15 protein-coding genes are annotated in these 16,776 nt (G+C 69.7%); 3 read left to right on the forward strand and 12 right to left on the reverse strand.

Features of this window, described 5'->3' with window-relative positions:
- The first annotated feature begins 65 nt into the window (after positions 1 to 65).
- Complete coding sequence (locus DFJ65_RS00480) at positions 66 to 785, forward strand: transporter substrate-binding domain-containing protein (protein ID WP_115921312.1); 720 nt, start codon at positions 66 to 68, stop codon at positions 783 to 785.
- On the opposite strand, the gene DFJ65_RS00485 is transcribed toward DFJ65_RS00480, so the two are convergent.
- The 11 genes from DFJ65_RS00485 to uraD all read right to left on the reverse strand — a co-directional run bounded on the left by DFJ65_RS00485 (position 779) and on the right by uraD (position 13,269).
- Complete coding sequence (locus tag DFJ65_RS00485) at positions 779 to 1,294, reverse strand: DinB family protein (protein WP_115921313.1); 516 nt, start codon at positions 1,292 to 1,294, stop codon at positions 779 to 781. The two genes, DFJ65_RS00480 and DFJ65_RS00485, sit on opposite strands and share 7 nt — an antisense overlap.
- Before the next feature lie 40 nt (positions 1,295 to 1,334).
- Positions 1,335 to 2,165 carry an aldo/keto reductase gene (locus tag DFJ65_RS00490; RefSeq protein ID WP_115921314.1) on the reverse strand — a complete coding sequence of 277 codons (831 nt, stop codon included), beginning with the start codon at positions 2,163 to 2,165 and terminating at the stop codon, positions 1,335 to 1,337.
- Positions 2,162 to 4,126 carry an MFS transporter gene (locus DFJ65_RS00495; RefSeq protein ID WP_115921315.1) on the reverse strand — a complete coding sequence of 655 codons (1,965 nt, stop codon included), beginning with the start codon at positions 4,124 to 4,126 and terminating at the stop codon, positions 2,162 to 2,164. Before DFJ65_RS00495 ends, DFJ65_RS00490 begins: the two co-directional genes overlap by 4 nt.
- Positions 4,127 to 4,361: 235 nt before the next feature.
- Positions 4,362 to 5,657, reverse strand: coding sequence for a guanine deaminase (guaD, locus tag DFJ65_RS00500; protein WP_115921316.1), 1,296 nt, complete (start codon positions 5,655 to 5,657; stop codon positions 4,362 to 4,364).
- Entirely contained in the window at positions 5,654 to 6,472 is an 819-nt protein-coding gene (gene xdhC / locus DFJ65_RS00505) for a xanthine dehydrogenase accessory protein XdhC (protein ID WP_115921317.1), read from the reverse strand. The genes guaD and xdhC overlap by 4 nt, the downstream gene beginning before the upstream one ends.
- 12 nt (positions 6,473 to 6,484) lie before the next feature.
- Complete coding sequence (gene xdhB, locus DFJ65_RS00510; RefSeq protein WP_115921318.1) at positions 6,485 to 8,758, reverse strand: xanthine dehydrogenase molybdopterin binding subunit; 2,274 nt, start codon at positions 8,756 to 8,758, stop codon at positions 6,485 to 6,487.
- Entirely contained in the window at positions 8,755 to 10,218 is a 1,464-nt protein-coding gene (locus tag DFJ65_RS00515) for a xanthine dehydrogenase small subunit (protein ID WP_211308322.1), read from the reverse strand. Before DFJ65_RS00515 ends, xdhB begins: the two co-directional genes overlap by 4 nt.
- A gap of 197 nt (positions 10,219 to 10,415) precedes the next feature.
- Positions 10,416 to 11,246 carry a bifunctional allantoicase/(S)-ureidoglycine aminohydrolase gene (locus DFJ65_RS00520; protein ID WP_115921320.1) on the reverse strand — a complete coding sequence of 277 codons (831 nt, stop codon included), beginning with the start codon at positions 11,244 to 11,246 and terminating at the stop codon, positions 10,416 to 10,418.
- 74 nt (positions 11,247 to 11,320) lie between these two features.
- Positions 11,321 to 12,442, reverse strand: coding sequence for a glycerate kinase (locus DFJ65_RS00525; RefSeq protein WP_115921321.1), 1,122 nt, complete (start codon positions 12,440 to 12,442; stop codon positions 11,321 to 11,323).
- A gap of 3 nt (positions 12,443 to 12,445) precedes the next feature.
- Complete coding sequence (uraH, locus tag DFJ65_RS00530) at positions 12,446 to 12,772, reverse strand: hydroxyisourate hydrolase (protein WP_115921322.1); 327 nt, start codon at positions 12,770 to 12,772, stop codon at positions 12,446 to 12,448.
- Positions 12,772 to 13,269, reverse strand: a complete 498-nt coding sequence (uraD, locus tag DFJ65_RS00535) for a 2-oxo-4-hydroxy-4-carboxy-5-ureidoimidazoline decarboxylase (RefSeq protein WP_115921323.1) — start codon at positions 13,267 to 13,269, stop codon at positions 12,772 to 12,774. The genes uraH and uraD overlap by 1 nt, the downstream gene beginning before the upstream one ends.
- Before the next feature lie 161 nt (positions 13,270 to 13,430).
- On the opposite strand from uraD, the gene DFJ65_RS00540 reads away from it, so the two are divergent.
- On the forward strand, positions 13,431 to 14,117 hold the full coding sequence (locus DFJ65_RS00540; RefSeq protein WP_115921324.1) for an aspartate/glutamate racemase family protein: 687 nt from the start codon (positions 13,431 to 13,433) through the stop codon (positions 14,115 to 14,117).
- Between the two features lie 89 nt (positions 14,118 to 14,206).
- On the opposite strand, the gene DFJ65_RS00545 is transcribed toward DFJ65_RS00540, so the two are convergent.
- Positions 14,207 to 15,754 (reverse strand): protein kinase domain-containing protein, encoded by a 1,548-nt coding sequence (locus DFJ65_RS00545; RefSeq protein ID WP_115921325.1) that lies wholly within the window; start codon positions 15,752 to 15,754, stop codon positions 14,207 to 14,209.
- Positions 15,755 to 15,944: 190 nt separating this feature from the next.
- Here DFJ65_RS00545 and DFJ65_RS00550 point away from each other — a divergent pair, with 190 nt between their 5' ends.
- Positions 15,945 to 16,721, forward strand: a complete 777-nt coding sequence (locus DFJ65_RS00550; RefSeq protein WP_245949899.1) for a thioesterase family protein — start codon at positions 15,945 to 15,947, stop codon at positions 16,719 to 16,721.
- Positions 16,722 to 16,776: the final 55 nt, after the last annotated feature.

A 16,776-nucleotide genomic window follows, 5' to 3' on the forward strand; every position in this document is an offset into this window, starting at 1 on the left:
GCGGCAGTCGAGCGCGATCCGTCGGATCGCTCACATTGTCCGGCGTTCGCGATAGGAATGGGCGCATGGAACCCGTCGACGAACTCGCCCCGGACGGCGTGCTGCGCGCCTCGATCAATCTCGGCAACCCCGTGCTGGCCCAGGGTGATGCGAGCAACCCCGCCGGCGTCACGGTCGACCTCGCCCGCGAGATCGCGCACCGGCTCGGCGTGCCGGTCGAGTTCGTCTGCTTCGACGCCGCCCGCAAGTCGTTCGAGGCCCTCACCACCGGCGCCGCCACTCTCGGCTTCATGGCGGTCGAGCCCGCCCGCGCCGAGCAGGTGGCGTTCACCGCGCCGTACGCGCTCATCGAAGGCGTCTATGTCGTCCCTGACGACAGCCCGCTGTCCACCGTCGCCGATATCGACGTCGCCGGCGTGCGGATCGGGGTGAAAGAGGGCTCCGCGTACGACCTGTTCCTCACCCGCACCCTCGAACATGCCGAGTTGGTGCGCGGCGCCGAGGGCACCGACGTCTACGTCCAGGAGAGCCTCGAAGCCGGCGCAGGCATCCGCCAGCCAGTCAGCGCGTTCGCCGAACGCACGCCCGGTCAACGGGTCATCGACGAGGCGTTCATGCAGATCCGGCAGGCAGTAGCGGTGCCGAAGTCGTTATCCGACACCGCCGTCCGTTGGCTGCACGAAACGGTCGAGGAGCTCAAGGCGAGTGGTTTCGTCGCCGCGTCGCTGGAAGCCAACGGGCAGGGCGGCGTGCGGGTGGCGCCGGCCGAGGGCCGCGCTCAGTAGTAACCCTTCTCCCCGTCGAGCAATTCACGGATGATGTCGAGCTGGCCGGCGTGACGAGCCGTCTCCTCGAGCATGTGCATCATGATCCAGCGCAGCGATGCATGCCCGGCGGGGAACCCGTCGTACTTCCCGATGTCGTCCAGGTCGGACGCCGCGATCACCCGGTTGGCGGCGTCGCACTCGCGGCGGTACATCTTCAGCAGCATGTCGAGTTCGTGACCCTCGACCATGAAGTCGAGGTCCTCGGTCTTGGTGGAGAAGGCCGGACTGCCGGTCGGGTCGTCGCCGAGGAACGCGATCTGGAACCAGGTGTGCTCGACCCAACGTAGGTGCGACACGATGCCGGCCACCGTCATCAGCGGTGAGGTCGGCACGACCACGCGATGCGCATCCTCGTGCGACAACCCCTCGCACTTGTAGCCGATGATGTCGCGCTGCAGTTGCAGCCAGCCCAGCAGCTGGGTCTTCTCGTCGGCCACGAAGGGCGGACGGTGGCGCTCGCTCGTCATGCGCCCATCGTGGCGGTGCGCGCCGGCGACACCAACCGAATTACTGCTCATCGTGCGTGTCGGGGTCGCCGCCGAAGAGCCGTCCGTCGGGACGCCCCAGCGCGCTGATCGCGTCGACCTCCTGCTGCGACAGCTCGAACCCGAACACGTCGAGATTGTCGGCCTGGCGCGACGGTGTAGCCGACTTCGGCAGCGGCATGACCCCGCGCTGCAGGTGCCAGCGCAGGATGACCTGCCCGGGCGACACGTCGTGCGCCTTCGCGGCTGCGGCCACCGGCTCGGCCTCGAACGGTGCACTGCGCTTGCCCATCGGGCTCCAGGCCTGGGTGAGGATGCCGAGGTCGGCGTCGACCTGCAGCATCTCCTGCTGCGGGAAGAGCGGGTGCACCTCGATCTGGTTGATCGCGGGGGTGACACCGGTCTCGTCGATGATGCGGCGCAGGTGCTCGCCGGTGAAGTTTGAGACGCCGATCGTGCGCACGAGGCCTTCCTGCTGCGCCTCGACGAGCGCCTGCCAGGCCTCGACGTACAACCCGACCGACGGGTTCGGCCAGTGGATCAGGCCGACGTCGATCTGCTCGACGCCCAGCCGCTGCGCCGAGTCGCGCAGCGAGGTGAGCGCGAGATCCTTGGCGTGGAAGCGCCCCGGGATCTTGGTGGCGATGCGGACGTCTTCACGCGGCAGTCCGCTGCGGCGCAGCGCCTCGCCCACCTCGGTCTCGTTGCCGTAGTTGACCGCCGTGTCGAGGTAGCGGTAGCCCGCTTCGAGCGCACCGACGATCGCGGTGATGCCTTCCTCGTCCTTCAGCGGGTAGGTGCCGAACCCGATAGCCGGCACCTCGGTGGAGTCGTTCAGCGTGTGGGAGTTCATGCGTCCACAGTAGGAGCGGGATCCGACGGGCGGCGCACAAGGTCGACGGTCAGCGGGTCGACCGCGCCGAGCACCACGACGTGCCGCGCGCTGGATGCGCTGGTGGCCGGGTCGATGACGCTGACGACGTGCCGGCCGGTGACGTCGAGGCGCAGCGAGAAGCTGCCGTCGGCCTGCGTGTGGCCGGTCTCCTCCACCTCGCCGAGCGGCGTGGTGATGGTGACAAGCGCGCCGTCAACCGGGTGTCCGTCGAGCCGCACCGTGCCCTCGAGCCGGAAGCGGGTGCCGAGCTCGACGGCGTACTCGCCGGCAGCATCGATCGACACGAGTTCGGCGCGCGGGTGGTAACCGTCGGCGTTCGTGATCCGCTGGTAGACACCGGGACCGGGCAACACCAGCGAGTAGGAACCGTCGGCCTCGGCGCGGGACCAGTCGACCTTCTCGCCGGAGTCGGTGAGCAGCGTGACGACCGCGTTGCGGGCCGGGCGGCCCGACCCGTCGCGCACGTGACCGTGCACGACGACATCGCGTCCGCTGTGGGTCTCCTGCGGGTCGTCCTCACGACGGGACGACGGGATGAAGAACGCGACGAGCGCGGCGACGAGACCGGCGGCCGCGGCCACCCAGTAGATGTAGTGGAACGCCTCGAGGCGCGGCAGGTCGATACCGCCGACGTTGATCGCGACGGTCGACAGGATCGCGGCCACCATCGCCGACGAGGTGGACGTGCCGACCGCGCGCAGCAACGCGTTGAAGCCGTTGGCCGCTGCGGTCTCGCTGATAGGGGCGTTGGCCATGATGATGCTCGGCATCGCGGCGTACGCGATCGCGGTGCCCGCGCTGGTGATCGCGGCACCGAGCGCGATCTGGAAGACCGAGCCGGTGAGGTAGACGCGCAACACATAGCTGAGGCCGAGCACGAGGCCACCGAGCAGCAGCGAGTACTTGCCGCCCCAGCGCTTGGTGATGGTGGCGGTGACCGGCGACAGCACCACCATCATCAGACCCGCCGGCAGCACGCACAGTCCGGCGTCGAGCACGCTCAGGCCGTGCCCGTAACCGGTGATCTTCGGCATCTGCAGCAACTGCGTGGTGGAGACGAGGTTGACGAACATCGACAGGCCGACGAAGACCGAGGCGATGTTGGTGAGCAGGATCGGCGGACGGGCGGCGGTGCGCAGGTCGACCATCGGGCCGACGGTGCGCAGCTCCCACGGCACCCACGCCGCGGCGATCACGACGGCGGCCACGAACAGCCCGAGGGTGGTGCGGCTCCCCCAGCCCCAGTCACCGCCCTTGGAGACGGCCAGCAGGAAGCAGATGAGTGCGCTCGACAACAGCAGCGCGCCGACCACGTCGAAGCGTCCGTGAGTGCGCACCGCCGACTCGGGCACCACCAGCACGATCGCCAGGAACATCACGATCGCCGCCACGAGGCTCACCCAGAACAGCGCGTGCCAGTCGAAGTGGGCGTAGATGTAGCCGGACAACGGCAGACCGATCGCGGCGCCGATGCCGAGTGTTGCCGACATCAGCGCGACGGCACCGCCGACCTTCTCCCGCGGCAGTTCGTCGCGCATGATCGAGATGCCGACCGGCACCAGCGCGGCCGCGAAACCCTGCAGCGAACGGCCGAGGATGACCTGCCACAACTGGTGCCCCAGCGCGCCGATCAGCGAGCCGACGATCATCGTGGCCAGCGAGATGAGCATCATCTTGCGCTTGCCGAACATGTCGGCACAGCGCGACACGATCGGAGTGGCGACGGCGCTGGTGAGCAGCGTCGCAGTCACCAACCACGAGCCGTTCGTCTCGGTGGTGTGCAGCAGTTTCGGCACCTCGGGCAGCAGCGGCACGACGAGCGTCTGCTGCAACGCCACGAGGGTGCCGGTGATTGCGAGGACGGCGGTGATGAGTCCGGCCGGACGGCGGGACCTGACGGGGGCGGCGGCGTGTGACATCGCCGCCGATCTTATTTGATAGTTTCGCTAATCAACTAATTGCCCGAGGGTGGCACTCGACACACACCGGGCTCGTGCGTCCGACCGCGATGCGCACGAACGCGCGCCAGGCGCGACGTACTCGGCGGTTCAGGTCGATACCGGCGAGTAAGTCGCGTCAGACGCGATTTCCTTTCATGCGGCCGACGATCCAAGCAGCCCACAGCCTCGCAGCCGATCCACGCAGCCGACAGACTCACCCGACGGACGTCTGCGAGAGATGCTCGCCGCCGACCCACACTCCGGCCACGTCGTCGGTGGTGCCGAGCGCGAAGATCTTGGCGAGCACGTCGTCGGAGTCCTTCGCGTGCTCGATGCCCATGTCGAGCGGGTCGCCGTGGGCCGGACGGATCCACACCGCGTCGAACTCGCGCCCGACCGACAGGTCGCCCACTCGGTCGCCGAGGTCGAGCGACAGCGCACCGGCGCGGGTGGCCAGGTAGAGCAGGTGGGCCGCGGTCAGCGGCAAGCCCTCGTCGCCGAGCAACTGCTGCATGAAGTAGGCCTGCAGCCCCTCCTTGAGCAGGCAGTAGCCGGTGCCCGCACCGACGTCGCTGCCGAGCGCGACCGAGACGCCGTGTTCGACGTGCCGCTTGAGCGGGAAGAGTCCGCTGCCGAGTGCGGAGTTGCTCGTCGGGCAGTGCGCCACCGACGAGCCGCGCGAGGCCATGAGCGCGAGCTCGGCGTCCTTGGGGTGCACGTCGTGGGCGAGCACCGAGCGCGGGCCGAGCAGCCCGTGCGCGTCGTACGTCGAGGTGTAGTCGAGGCCGCCGAAGAGCTCCTCGACCTCCTCCACCTCGCGCTTGTTCTCGTTGACGTGCGAGGTGAAGTAGAGCCCGGGGACGTCCTGCATCACCTTGCCGCAGGCGGCGAGCATCTCCTCGCCGGCCGAGAGCGAGAAGCGTGGTGTGACCGCGTAGTGCAACCGGCCGACGCCGTGCCAGCGCTTGGCGAGCTCGACCGATTGCTCGTAGGCGCGCTCGGGGGTGGTGAGCAGCCCGTCGGGCAGGATGCGGTCGGAGACGACGAGTCCGCTGATGATGCGGATGCGGCTGGCGCGAGCGTGGGTGAAGAAGACGTCCATCGCGGAGGCGAAGTGCGACCCGAAGACGAGCGCCGTCGTGGTGCCGGCCTCGCGCAGGCCGCGCAGGAAGCCACCGGCGACCGCCGCGGCCTGGTCGTCGTCGGCCATCCGCAGTTCCTCCGGCAGCGCCGCGCGGTCGAGCCAGTCGAGCAACGGCATGCCGAGCGCGCCGATCACCCGCAACTGCGGGAAGTGCACGTGGGTGTCGACGAAGCCGGGCAACAGGATGCCGTCGGTGAGGTCGATGACCTGCTCGTCGGGGTACTCCCGGGCGATCGCGGCGTAGCTGTCGCGGCGAGTGATGACGCCCTCCACGACCCGCAACCCGATGTCGGTGCCGGTGCGCAGCCGGGCGCCGTCGAACGGACTCTGCGGGGTGTCGAGCACCGTGGCGCGGTAGATCGTCATCGGGAGGTCCTTTCGGCCAGGCGGTCGCGGGCGAACGCCTGCAACAGGGCCGCAGCGATGCCGACGGCGATGGCGGCCGGTTCCTTCGAGGTGATCTCCGGGAAGCCGACGGGGCATTGGATGCGGGCGATCGACTCCGGCGAATGCCCTTCGGCAGCAAGGGTTTTCTCGAAGCGGCGCCACTTGGCGTTCGACCCGATGAGGCCGATGGTGCCGAGGTGCGAGCAGCGAAGCGCCGCGTCGCAGAGCGCGGCGTCCTCGGCGTGGTCGTGGCTCATGATCACCACGTGTGTGCCCGCGGGCACCTCGCCGAGCATCAGTTCGGGCACCGGCACCCGACGGACGGTGACCTGGGCGACCGTCTCCCCCAAGTCCTCGGGCAGCGAATCGATTTGTGCGGCACGCGAATCGGCCAGGTAGAGGTCGATGTCGTGCCGGCCGAGGATGTGGGCGAGCTCGCGGCCGACGTGGCCCATGCCGAAGATCGCGACGGCGGGCACCGGCAGTTGTGGCTCCAACAGCAGCACCACCTCGCCGCCGCAGCACTGCACACCGTGGGCGTTGTCGGCGTGCTCCGACAGCGACATCGTCAACTGCTCGACCTCGCCGATGCCACCCTCGAGCATCTGCCTACCGCGGGCGATCGCGGTCTCCTCGAGGTTGCCGCCGCCGACCGTGCCGTACGTCGTGTCGGCGGTGACGATCATCTTCGCGCCGGCCGCGCGGGGCGCGTGCCCGCGCACACTGACGACGGTGACGAGCACGCACCCGACGCGCTCACGACGCAGCCGGTGCACCTGTTCCGACCAGTGCATGACGCACGCTCCTCAGCCCGCGTTCGCGCGGGCCGCCTCGACGGCCCAGAACACGGCTTCAGGGGTGGCCGGGCCGGCGAGGTCGACGCTGGTGCCCTCCGGACCGAACGCCGCCGCCGCCTGACGCAGCGCTTCGCGCACCGAGAACGCCAGCATCAGCGGCGGTTCACCGACGGCTTTGGAACCGTAGACGGCGCCGTCCTCGTGGGCGTCCTGCAGCAGTTGCACGTTGAACTGCGCGGGCATCTCCGAGAAGCTCGGCAGCTTGTAGGTCGAGGCGGCCTGGGTGGCCAGGCGCCCGCGCGAGGGGCGATCGCTGGTGTCCCACCGCAGGTCTTCCAGCGTGAGCCAGCCGGCACCCTGCACGAACCCGCCCTCGATCTGGCCGATGTCGATCAGCGGCGAGAGCGAGTCGCCGACGTCGTGCACGATGTCGACCCGGCGGGTGGCGTAGGCGCCGGTGAAGCCGTCGACCTCGACCTCGGTCGCGGCCGCGCCGAAGGCGAAGTATTTGAACGGGTTGCCCTGCACGATCGAGGCGTCCCATGACAGCCCCTCGGTGCGGTAGTAACCCGCCGCCCACAGCTGCACGCGGTCGAGGTAGGCCTTCCTGACCAGGTCGTCCCAGCCGAGCTCCTCGGTGGCGTCGGCCTTCACCTTCTCCAACCGGGCGAGGATCTGCTCGCACGCGTCCTTGACGGCACCGCCGTTGAGATCGGCACCCGAACTCGCAGCAGTTGCAGAGGTGTTCGGCACCTTGTCGGTGCGCGTCGGCGCCAGCCGGACGCGGTCGAGCGGCACGCCCAGCGTGGTGGCGGCGACCTGCAGCATCTTGGTGTGCAGGCCCTGGCCCATCTCGGCGCCGCCGTGGTTGATCAGCACCGAGCCGTCCTTGTAGATGTGCACCAGCGCACCGGCCTGGTTGAACGACACGAAGTTGAACGAGATGCCGAACTTCACCGGCGTGATCGCCAGCCCGCGCTTGCGGTAGGGGTGGGCCGCGTTGAAATCCTCCACCTCGGCCATCCGGCGGTCGAGTTGGCCGTCGCGCCACACCTGGTTCCAGCACGACGCGATGCGCTCGGGGTGGCGCACCTCCTGGCCGTACGGCGTGGTCTGGCCGGCGGTGTAGAAGTTCTTGCGCCGCAGTTCGTGGGCGGGGATGCCGAGCTTCGGCGCCACCCGGCCGAGGATGTCCTCCATCACGAGCATGCCCTGGGGTCCGCCGAACCCACGGAACGCGGTCTGTGAGGTCTTGTTGCTCTTCGCGATGCGACCGGCGACCTTGATGTTGGGCACCCAGTAGGCGTTGTCGACGTGGCACAGCGCGCGGGCGAGCACCGGCTCGGACAAGTCGAGGCTCCAGCCGCCGTCGGCGGTCAGCGTGGCGTCGAGCGCGACGATCTTGCCCTCGGCGGTGAAGCCGACCTTCCAACTCGCGTGGAAGCCGTGCCGCTTGCCCGACATCGTGATGTCTTGGTTTCGGTTGAGCCGCAGGCGAACCGGGCGGCCGGTCAGCTTCGCACCGATCGCCGCGATCGCGGCGAAACCGTGCGGCTGCATCTCCTTGCCGCCGAAGCCGCCACCCATCCGCAGGCACTGCACGGTCACCTCGTGCGCGTGGACACCGAGCACGTGCGACACGATGTCCTGGGTCTCGGTCGGGTGCTGGGTGCTGCACTGCACGAACACCTGACCGTTCTCGTCGACCAGCGCGAACGAGCAGTGGGTCTCCAGGTAGAAGTGCTCCTGGCCGGCGAACTCGAAGACGCCCTCGAAGACGTGGTCGGCCTGCTCGAAACCCGCGTCGAGATCGCCGCGCTCCAAGGTCGGACGCGCGCCCTGGAAGCTCTCGGCCTCGATCGCCTCGGTCACGGTGATCAGTGCCGGCAGCGGGTCGACCTCGAGCACCACCGCGGCGGCACCCTTGCGGGCGGCTTCGAGGTCTTCGGCGAGCACCCACGCGACGGCGTGCCCGTAGAACATCACCTCGGTCGGGAACAGCGGCTCGTCGTGCTTGACCCCGGCGTCGTTGACACCCGGGACGTCGTCACCGGTGAGCACCCGCACCACACCCGGCACGTCGTACGCCGGGGTCACGTCGAGCTTGGTCACCATGCCGTGGGCCACCTCGGCGCGCACCGGGTAGGCGTGCAGCGTGCCGGCGGTGCGGCCGACGAGGTCGTCGGTGTAGAGGGCGGCGCCGGTGACGTGCAGGTTGGCCGCCTCGTGCGGCATCTCCTGCCCGACGATCGCATTGGCGGGGCGCTGGGAAAGGACGCTCACGACGCCACCTCCTGCGTGGTCTCGGCGAACAGTTTGGGCAGTGCGGTGCGCAAGGTGGCCGCGCGGTAGTCGGCGCTGGCGCGGTGGTCGTCCATCGGTGTGCCCTCCCGACCGAGCACCTCTGCGGCCTCGGCGGCGGTCTGCGCGGTCCAGGGTTTGCCCACGAGCGCCTGCTCGGTGGCGGTGGCCCGTATCGGCGTGGCGGCGACACCGCCGAGGCCGATGCGGGCCTTGCGCACAATGCCGCCCTCGACGCCGCCCTCGATCTCGAGCGCGAGGCCGACGGCCACGCTGCTGATGTCGTCGAAGCGGCGTTTGGCGATCTTGTGGAACGCGGTCAGACCACTGAGCGGCAACGGAATCCGGATCGCCCGGATGAGTTCGTCCTTCGCCCGGACGGTCTGCCGGTAACCGGTGAAGTAATCGGCCAGCGGCACCTCGCGGTCGCCCGCCGGGCCGGTGAGCACCAGCACGGCCTCCAGCGCGAGCAGCGCCGGCGGGGTGTCGCCGATCGGCGAGCCGGTGCCGAGGTTGCCACCGATCGTGCCGCCGTTGCGGATCAGTCGCGATGCGAACTGCGGGAACAACTGGGCCAGGAGCGGCACGCGTCCGTCGAGCAGCCGCTCGACCTCGCTGAGCGTGAGCGCGGCACCGATCTCGACGAACTCGTCGGTGAACTCCAGACCGCGCATCTCGGCGAGTCGGTCGATGGCGACGACGAGGCCGGCGCGCGCGCCCTTGATGTTGACGTCGACGCCCCAGTCGGTGGACCCGGCGACGATCATCGCGTCGGGTTCGCGCTGCAGGATCTCGATCGCCTCGGCAAGGGTCGTCGGCCGCACGAAGCGTCCGAACTCGTGCTCGACCTGGGTCGCGGCCCCGGCCGGCGCGGCCGTAGCGAGCCGGGTGACGCGCTCGTCGGACGGGTCGGCGTCGCCCAACGCGTACGCCGCGTCGCGGATCGGGCGGTAACCGGTGCAGCGGCACAGGTTGCCCGACAACGAGTGCAGGTCGAACCCGTTCGCGCCGTGCTCGGCGCAGTCGTGACCACCCGCGGCGCGGTCGGGGCGGTAGTACTCGGCGGCCATCGAGCAGATGAATCCCGGTGTGCAGTAACCGCACTGGGAGCCGCCACGCACCGCCATCTCACGCTGCACGGGGTGCAGGTCGGTGGGCGTGCCGATGCCCTCGGCGGTGACGACCTCCTGCCCGTCGAGGGTGAGCGCCGGGATGAGGCAGGCGTTGATCGCGGTCCAGCGCGAGCGTCCTTCGCCGTCCGGGCGCAGCACCATGATCGAGCAGGCGCCGCACTCGCCCTCGGCGCAGCCTTCCTTCGCACCGGTGAAGCCGCGGTCGCGGATGAAGTCGAGCGCGTTGGTCGACGGGTCGATCCCGGCCAGCGAACTGGGTTGGCCGTTGAGGGTCATCCCGGGGTCACCGGAACTTCGTTGTGCAGTCATCTTTCTGCCTCCCACCGCCGACGGTCGTTGCCGTCCGTTTGCTCTTCTCCCGGACATCCCCGGAGCATGGTTGCGGTCGTGACGGCGCGCCGGTTATCCATGCGAACGGGGCCGTCCGGCCAGCCTACGGGCTGGATCTTCACAGGGGAAGGTTTCGCCAGTAGGAATTACGATTTCGTGATGTGGAAGTTGCTATCTCAGAGGAGTTGCCGACTCAGCGGCGCGTGCCGGTTGACGTCCTTGTAGAGCAGGTAGCGGAAGCGGCCGGGGCCGCCGGCGTAACAGGCCTGCGGGCAGAACGCGCGCAGCCACATGAAGTCGCCCTCCTGCACCTCGATCCAGTCCTTGTTGAGCAGGTAGACGGCCTTGCCCTCGAGCACGTAGAGGCCGTGCTCCATGACGTGGGTCTCCGGGAAGGGGATCACGCCGCCGGGCTCGAAGTTGACGATGTTGACGTGCATGTCGTGCCGCACGTCGGTCGGGTCGGCGAACCGCTGGGTGGTCCAACGCCCTTCGGTGCCAGGCATTTCGCCGCCCGGCACGTCGTCCTCGTGGGTCACGAAGGCCTCGGGCACGTCGATGCCCTCGACCCGCTGGTAGGCCTTGCGGATCCAGTGGAACGACGCGTTCGCGGCGCTGGTGTTGTGCAGCGTCCACTGGGCCTGCGGCGGCAGAAAGACGTAGCTGCCGGCACGCAGGTCGTGCTTGCCCCCCGTAAGATCGAGCTGGAGTTCACCGCCGACGACGAACAACACGCCCTCGGCCGACGGGTCGAGCTCGGGCTTGTCGGAGCCGCCGCCGGGGGCCACCTCGACGATGTACTGCGAGAAGGTCTCGGAGAAACCGGACAGTGGCCGGGCGATGATCCAGAGCCGGGTCTTCTCCCAGAACGGCAGCAGGCTGGTGACGATGTCGCGCATCGTGCCGCGCGGAAGCACCGCATAGGCCTCGGTGAACATCGCACGATCGGTGGTGAGGTCGGTCTGAGCGGGCAGTCCGCCGGTCGGCACGTAGTAGGTGTTGCTCATCGTCGGTCCTTCACTTGTCGGTTCGGGTCTGGTGGCAGTGTGCGCCGCTCGGACGGGCGTGCTGGGCTCGGCGGTCAACCGGCCAGCTGGTCCGTGGCGAGGCGCGCACCGATCGTCTCGAGCAGGGCGGCGCCGTTGGTCATGGCGTCGTCGAGGTCGCTGGCGAAATCGGTGAGCGAATAGGACTGGCGCACACCGAGCTCGGCGTGTCCGGTGTCGTCGAGCTTGTCGACACCGCAGACGGCGACCACCGCGATCCCTCGCTCGGCGGCGAGTGCCGCGACGGCCGCCGGGGCCTTGCCGTGCAGGGTCTGCTCGTCGAGCGCCCCTTCGCCGGTGACGACCAGGTCGGCGCCGTCGAGGGCATCGGCGAGGCCGACCATGTCGAAGAGCAGGTCGGTGCCCGGACGCAGGGTCGCGCCGAGCAGCGCGAGCATCGCGAAGCCCACCCCGCCGGCCGCGCCGGCACCGGGCTCCTCGCGTTGGTCGCGGCCGGTCGTCCGCGCGACGAGGTCGGCCCACCGGCCGAGGGTGGCGTCGAGCGCGGCGACCTGGTCGGGCGAGGCGCCCTTCTGCGGTCCGTAGACCGCGGCCGCGCCGCGCGCACCGGTGAGCGGGTTGTCGACGTCGCACGCCACGAGCACCGTGGCCTCGCGCAGCCCGGGGTGGAGCCCGGTGAGATCGAGAGTGGCCGCATCGGCGAGACCACCGCCGCCGGGGGCGACATCGGCGCCGGACGCGTCGAGGATGCGGGCGCCGAGCGCCTGCGCGAGCCCGGCACCGCCGTCCGTCGAGGCGCTGCCGCCGATGCCGACGACCAGGGTGCGGCACCCGGCGTCGAGCGCGTGGGCGACGACCTCACCGAGACCGGCGCTGGACGCGTCCATCGGCGCGAGGTCGCGCCCGAGCATCGCCAGGCCCGACACCTCCGCCATCTCGATGACGGCGTCGTCGCCGCGGCGGGCGTAACGGGTGGCGATGGTGCGGCCGACCGGGTCGCCGGCGTGCAGGCCGACCTGGGTGAAACCGGCGCTCTCGACCGCGGCGATCGTGCCGTCGCCACCGTCGGCCACCGGCACGATCGCGATGTCGAGGTCGCGCATCGCCGAACGCATCCCGCGAGCCACCGCTGCGCCGACCTCGGCGGCTGTGAGCGTGCCCTTGAACTTGTCCGGTGCGATGACCACCCGGGTCATCGGTCAGCTACCCCGGTAGGTGCTGAAACCGAAGGGATTCAACAGGATCGGCACGTGGTAGTGCTGTTCGGCGTCGCCGATCGTGAACGCCACGGCGATCTCGGGATAGAACGACTCGGTGCCGAGCGCGTCGTAGTACTCCTTCGCACCGAAGGTCAGGCGGTAGTCGCCGACCTCCAGCCGCTCCGGGCCGATCTCGCCGACACGGCCGTCGGCGTTGGTCACTCCCGCACCGATCCGTTCGCCGGCCAGGGTCTCCAACACGATGCGGACGCCTTCGGCCGGCTTGCCGCGGCTGGTGTCCAGGACGTGGGTGCTCAACGTGCCCATCAGTGCGCAACCTCCTCCAGACGCAGCAGTGCGATCTGGCGCAGCTGCGTCACGGTCTCTTCGCGTTCGGTCTCGTCGTCGTTCTCCAGCCGGCGCTCCAACTCGGCGAGGATCTCGGTGGCGGTGCGGCCCTTCGCGCGGATCAGGAAGACCCGGTCGAAGCGGTCTTCGTAGGCCTGGTTGCCGACCTGCAGCCGGTGCATCACCGCGGCATCGCTGCGGTCGACGCCGGTCTGTTCCTTGGCCGACGCCTCGGCCTGGTGTTCGGGGCTGGTGGCCCGCTCGCCGATGCGCGGGTGGCCGGCGAGTGCCGCCGCGAGTTCGTCGTCGTCGAGCTGCGCGGCCGCGCCCTCGGCGGCGTGCAGCAGGGCGTTGCGCGAGTCGTAGGGGCGGCCGGCGGCCACCTCGGCCACCCAGCGGTCGACCGGCAGGCAGGCCCGCAACGCGGCGTCGACCTGGTCGTCGCTCAGGGCGTTGAAGCTCGATGGTGTCGTCATGGCTCTCCCCGCTCGCGCGTTCCATTATTCGGAACTTTCATTACGCAGAGTGGAAGTTTATGGGTGGCGGCTCGCACCGGTCAAGGATCGACCGCCGAACCGTGGACGGTCAATGGTGAGAAGGTCGACCGTTCGGCGCGCGCGGATGGTTGGCTTGGCCCATGAGCGACCCGAAAACCCTGGGCCTGATCGGCGGCCTCTCCTGGGAGTCGACCGCCGAGTACTACCGCCTCGCCAACGAAACCGTCCACTCCCGGCTGGGTGGCCTGCACTCGGCCCGGGTGCTGGTCAACAGCCTCGACTTCGCCGAGATCCAGGCGCTGCAGGACTCCCGCGACTGGGACGCCCTCGGCGCCCGGCTCGCCGACGAGGCCGACCGACTGGCCAAGGCCGGAGCCGACGTCGTGCTGCTGTGCTCCAACCCGTTGCACGTCGTGGCCGACCGAATCGCCGAGGCGATCGAGGTGCCGCTGGTGCACATCGCCGACACGGCGGCCGGCGCGGCCCAGAACTCCGGCATGAAGCAGATCGGCCTGCTCGGCACCGCGTTCACGATGAACGAGGACTTCTACCGCGCGCGTCTCGAGGGCCACGGCCTCACTGTGCACACCCCGGCCAAGAGCGCCGTCGGCGAAGTCAACCGGATCATCTACGACGAGTTGTGCGTCGGCATCGTCACCGAGAAGTCGCGCCGCTACTTCCGCTCGGTGATGCAGGACCTCGTCGACGCCGGCGCCGAGGGCATCATCCTCGGCTCGACCGAGCTCGAACTGCTGATCACCAAGGACGACGCCGACGTGCCGCTCTTCCCGACGACCCGGCTGCACGTCGAGGCCGCCCTCAACTGAGCCGCCCCTCCGCAAACGCTGCACTTCCTCGCAGAGGCTGCAGCTGCAACAGCAGCGTCTGCCGGAAGTGCAGCGTCTTCGGTGGTTTGTCAGTCGGCGACGTCGATGCCGAACGCACGGACGAGGGGTTCGAGCCCGTCGGCCCACCCGGCCATCACGTTGCGCAGCTTCCACATGCCGTCGCGGCGATAGATCCTGGCGAGGATCACCGCCCGCTCGGCACTGAGCACCCGTGTGTCGAGGGCGAGTTCGACCTCACCAATCGCAACCCTCGCCTCGAGCTGCTGCTCACCGATCGGGTGGTCGTCGGCGAGCGCAACGACCACGGCCTCGCACTCGTCGGGGAGCTGGTCGAGGTCGATGCGGATCCCGTTCTGCGACAACGACACCGCGCCCGAACCGGACACCGGGTTGTTGAAGAACACGAACGAACTGTCGCCCAGCGCCTGTCCGTGGGCGTCGAGCTCGAACGCCACCGGGTCGAGTTGCTCGCCGACTCCCGCGGCCACCGACACGGTGACCTCGACGAACCGCCCAGGCACGGTGGAGTTCTGGCCCGGCGCGAGCAGCGCCCGGCCGTGCTGGGCCTCGGGGTGGACGGTGGTGGTGCGCGCGGCGAGCACTTCGGGGTCGGCGTCATGTTCGGCGTCGAGCTCGGTGCTCGGTTCGAGGCCGGACGCTGCTTCGCCCGCGGGCTCGGCGCCGTGCTCGGCATCTGCCTCGGCGGACGGCTCGGCGCCGGTCTCCGGCTGCACCTCGGGGCGTCGGAACACCGTGGTCGACACCTCGGAGATGTCTTCGTCGACCAACGCGGGGGGCACCTGCTCAAGCGCTTCGGACAACGCGTCGGCGAACTGCGCCGCGCCCGGGTAACGGTCTGCAGGTTCCTTGGCCAGTCCACGGTGCACAACGTCGGCGATGCTCGTGGGCACCCCGGCGGGCAGCGGCGGAGGCGGCTGGCTGACGTGGGCCATCGCGAGACCGACCGCGGTGTCGGCGGTGAACGGCCAGTGCCCGCTGAGCATCTCGAACGCGACGACGGCCAGCGAATAGACGTCGGAGAACGGCCCGATCTCGTGGCCGAGGGCGGCTTCGGGCGGGAGGTACTGCGGGGTGCCGAGCACCTCGCCGGCGCGGGTCATGCCAGCGGAGCCGAGGGCGCGGGCGATGCCGAAGTCGGTCAGTTTGGCAACCCCGTCGGCGTCGACGACGACATTGGCGGGCTTCACGTCGCGGTGGATGATGCCCTTGCGGTGGGCGGCCTCGAGCGCGGCCGCGGCCTGCACCAGCAGCGCGACGGCATCGGCCGGCGAGAACGGTGCACGCTGCTTGATGAGCGCCGACAACGGCTCGCCCTCGACCAGTTCCATCACCAGGTAGGCCGACCCGGCGTCTTCGCCGTAGTCGTGCACCTGCGCGATATTGCCGTGGGAGAGCTTCGCCGCGTTGCGGGCCTCGACCCGGAACCGCTCCAGGAAGCCGGGGTCACCGGCCAGCCCGGCGTGCAGCATCTTCACCGCAACCGGCCGGTCGAGCACCTCGTCGTGGGCGCGCCAGACTTCGCCCATCCCCCCACCGGCGATCCGGGCGCGCAACTCGTATCGATTGCCGACGCGTCCGGCAGCCGCTGCACTCATCGGCAGCCACCCTAGCCTCGCCCCGCGGGTGGGTTCGGCTGTCTTCACCGGACAGGCGGACACCCGCGCTGCAGGTCGACGCGGGTCGCCGCGGACTGCCCCGGAATTCCGGGGAGTCTGCGCCCGCGGGAGGTCGAGTTGCAGCGCGAGTGTCCGCTCACCACTAAAGCCGACCACTAACCTGAGCCGGGTGACCAACGCGTACTACCGGCGGATCGACGCCAACACCTTCGAGCCCACGCTGCACACCCAAGGCGCGTGGCAGGAGCACGAGCAGCACATGGCGGTGGCGAGCGCGCTCATGGCCGCCATGATCGAGCAGCACGAACCACGCGACGACCTGCAGATCGCCCGCATCACCTGGGAGATCTTCGGGATGATTCCGCTCGCGCCCTCGCACGTCGAGGTGACGACGATTCGACCTGGTCGCACCATCGAACTGCTCGAGGCGACGCTGACGATCGAGTCACGGGTGATCATCCGTGCCCGTGCGTGGCGCCTCGCGATGAGCGACACCTCGGCCTACGCCGGCAGCGAGTTGCCGACGATAAACGGCCCGGAGGCCGGCGCCGTCGAGGACGCCACCTTGACCTGGCCGGGCGGTTACATCGCCTCGCTCATCACGCGCGAGCTGCCGGGCGGCCGACCCGGGCGGCGTCAGGTGTGGCTCAAGACCCACCCGACCTTGATCGAGGGTGAAGAGGTGGGTGCGCTCGCCGAACTGGTGACGCGCTGCGACACCGCCAACGGCATTGCCGTGCGCATCGACCCGAAGAAGCTGATGTACCCGAACGTCGAACTGTCGCTGCACCTCGTGCGCGCCCCGCGCCGCGGCTGGGTGGGCCTCGACACCGCCGTCACCTTCGGCCCGACCGGCCTGGGGCTGACGTCCTCGACGATCCACGACGAGGACGGCCCGGTCGGACGGGTCGAGCAGGCCCTGACCGTGCGGGAGTTTCCCGCCTAGCTCAAGCCCGGGGGCGCTGGCACGGCACGGACGAGCAGCGGCCGTGCCGTCGAAG

This window comes from Calidifontibacter indicus (genome assembly GCF_003386865.1).
Lineage (GTDB): Bacteria > Actinomycetota > Actinomycetes > Actinomycetales > Dermatophilaceae > Yimella > Yimella indica.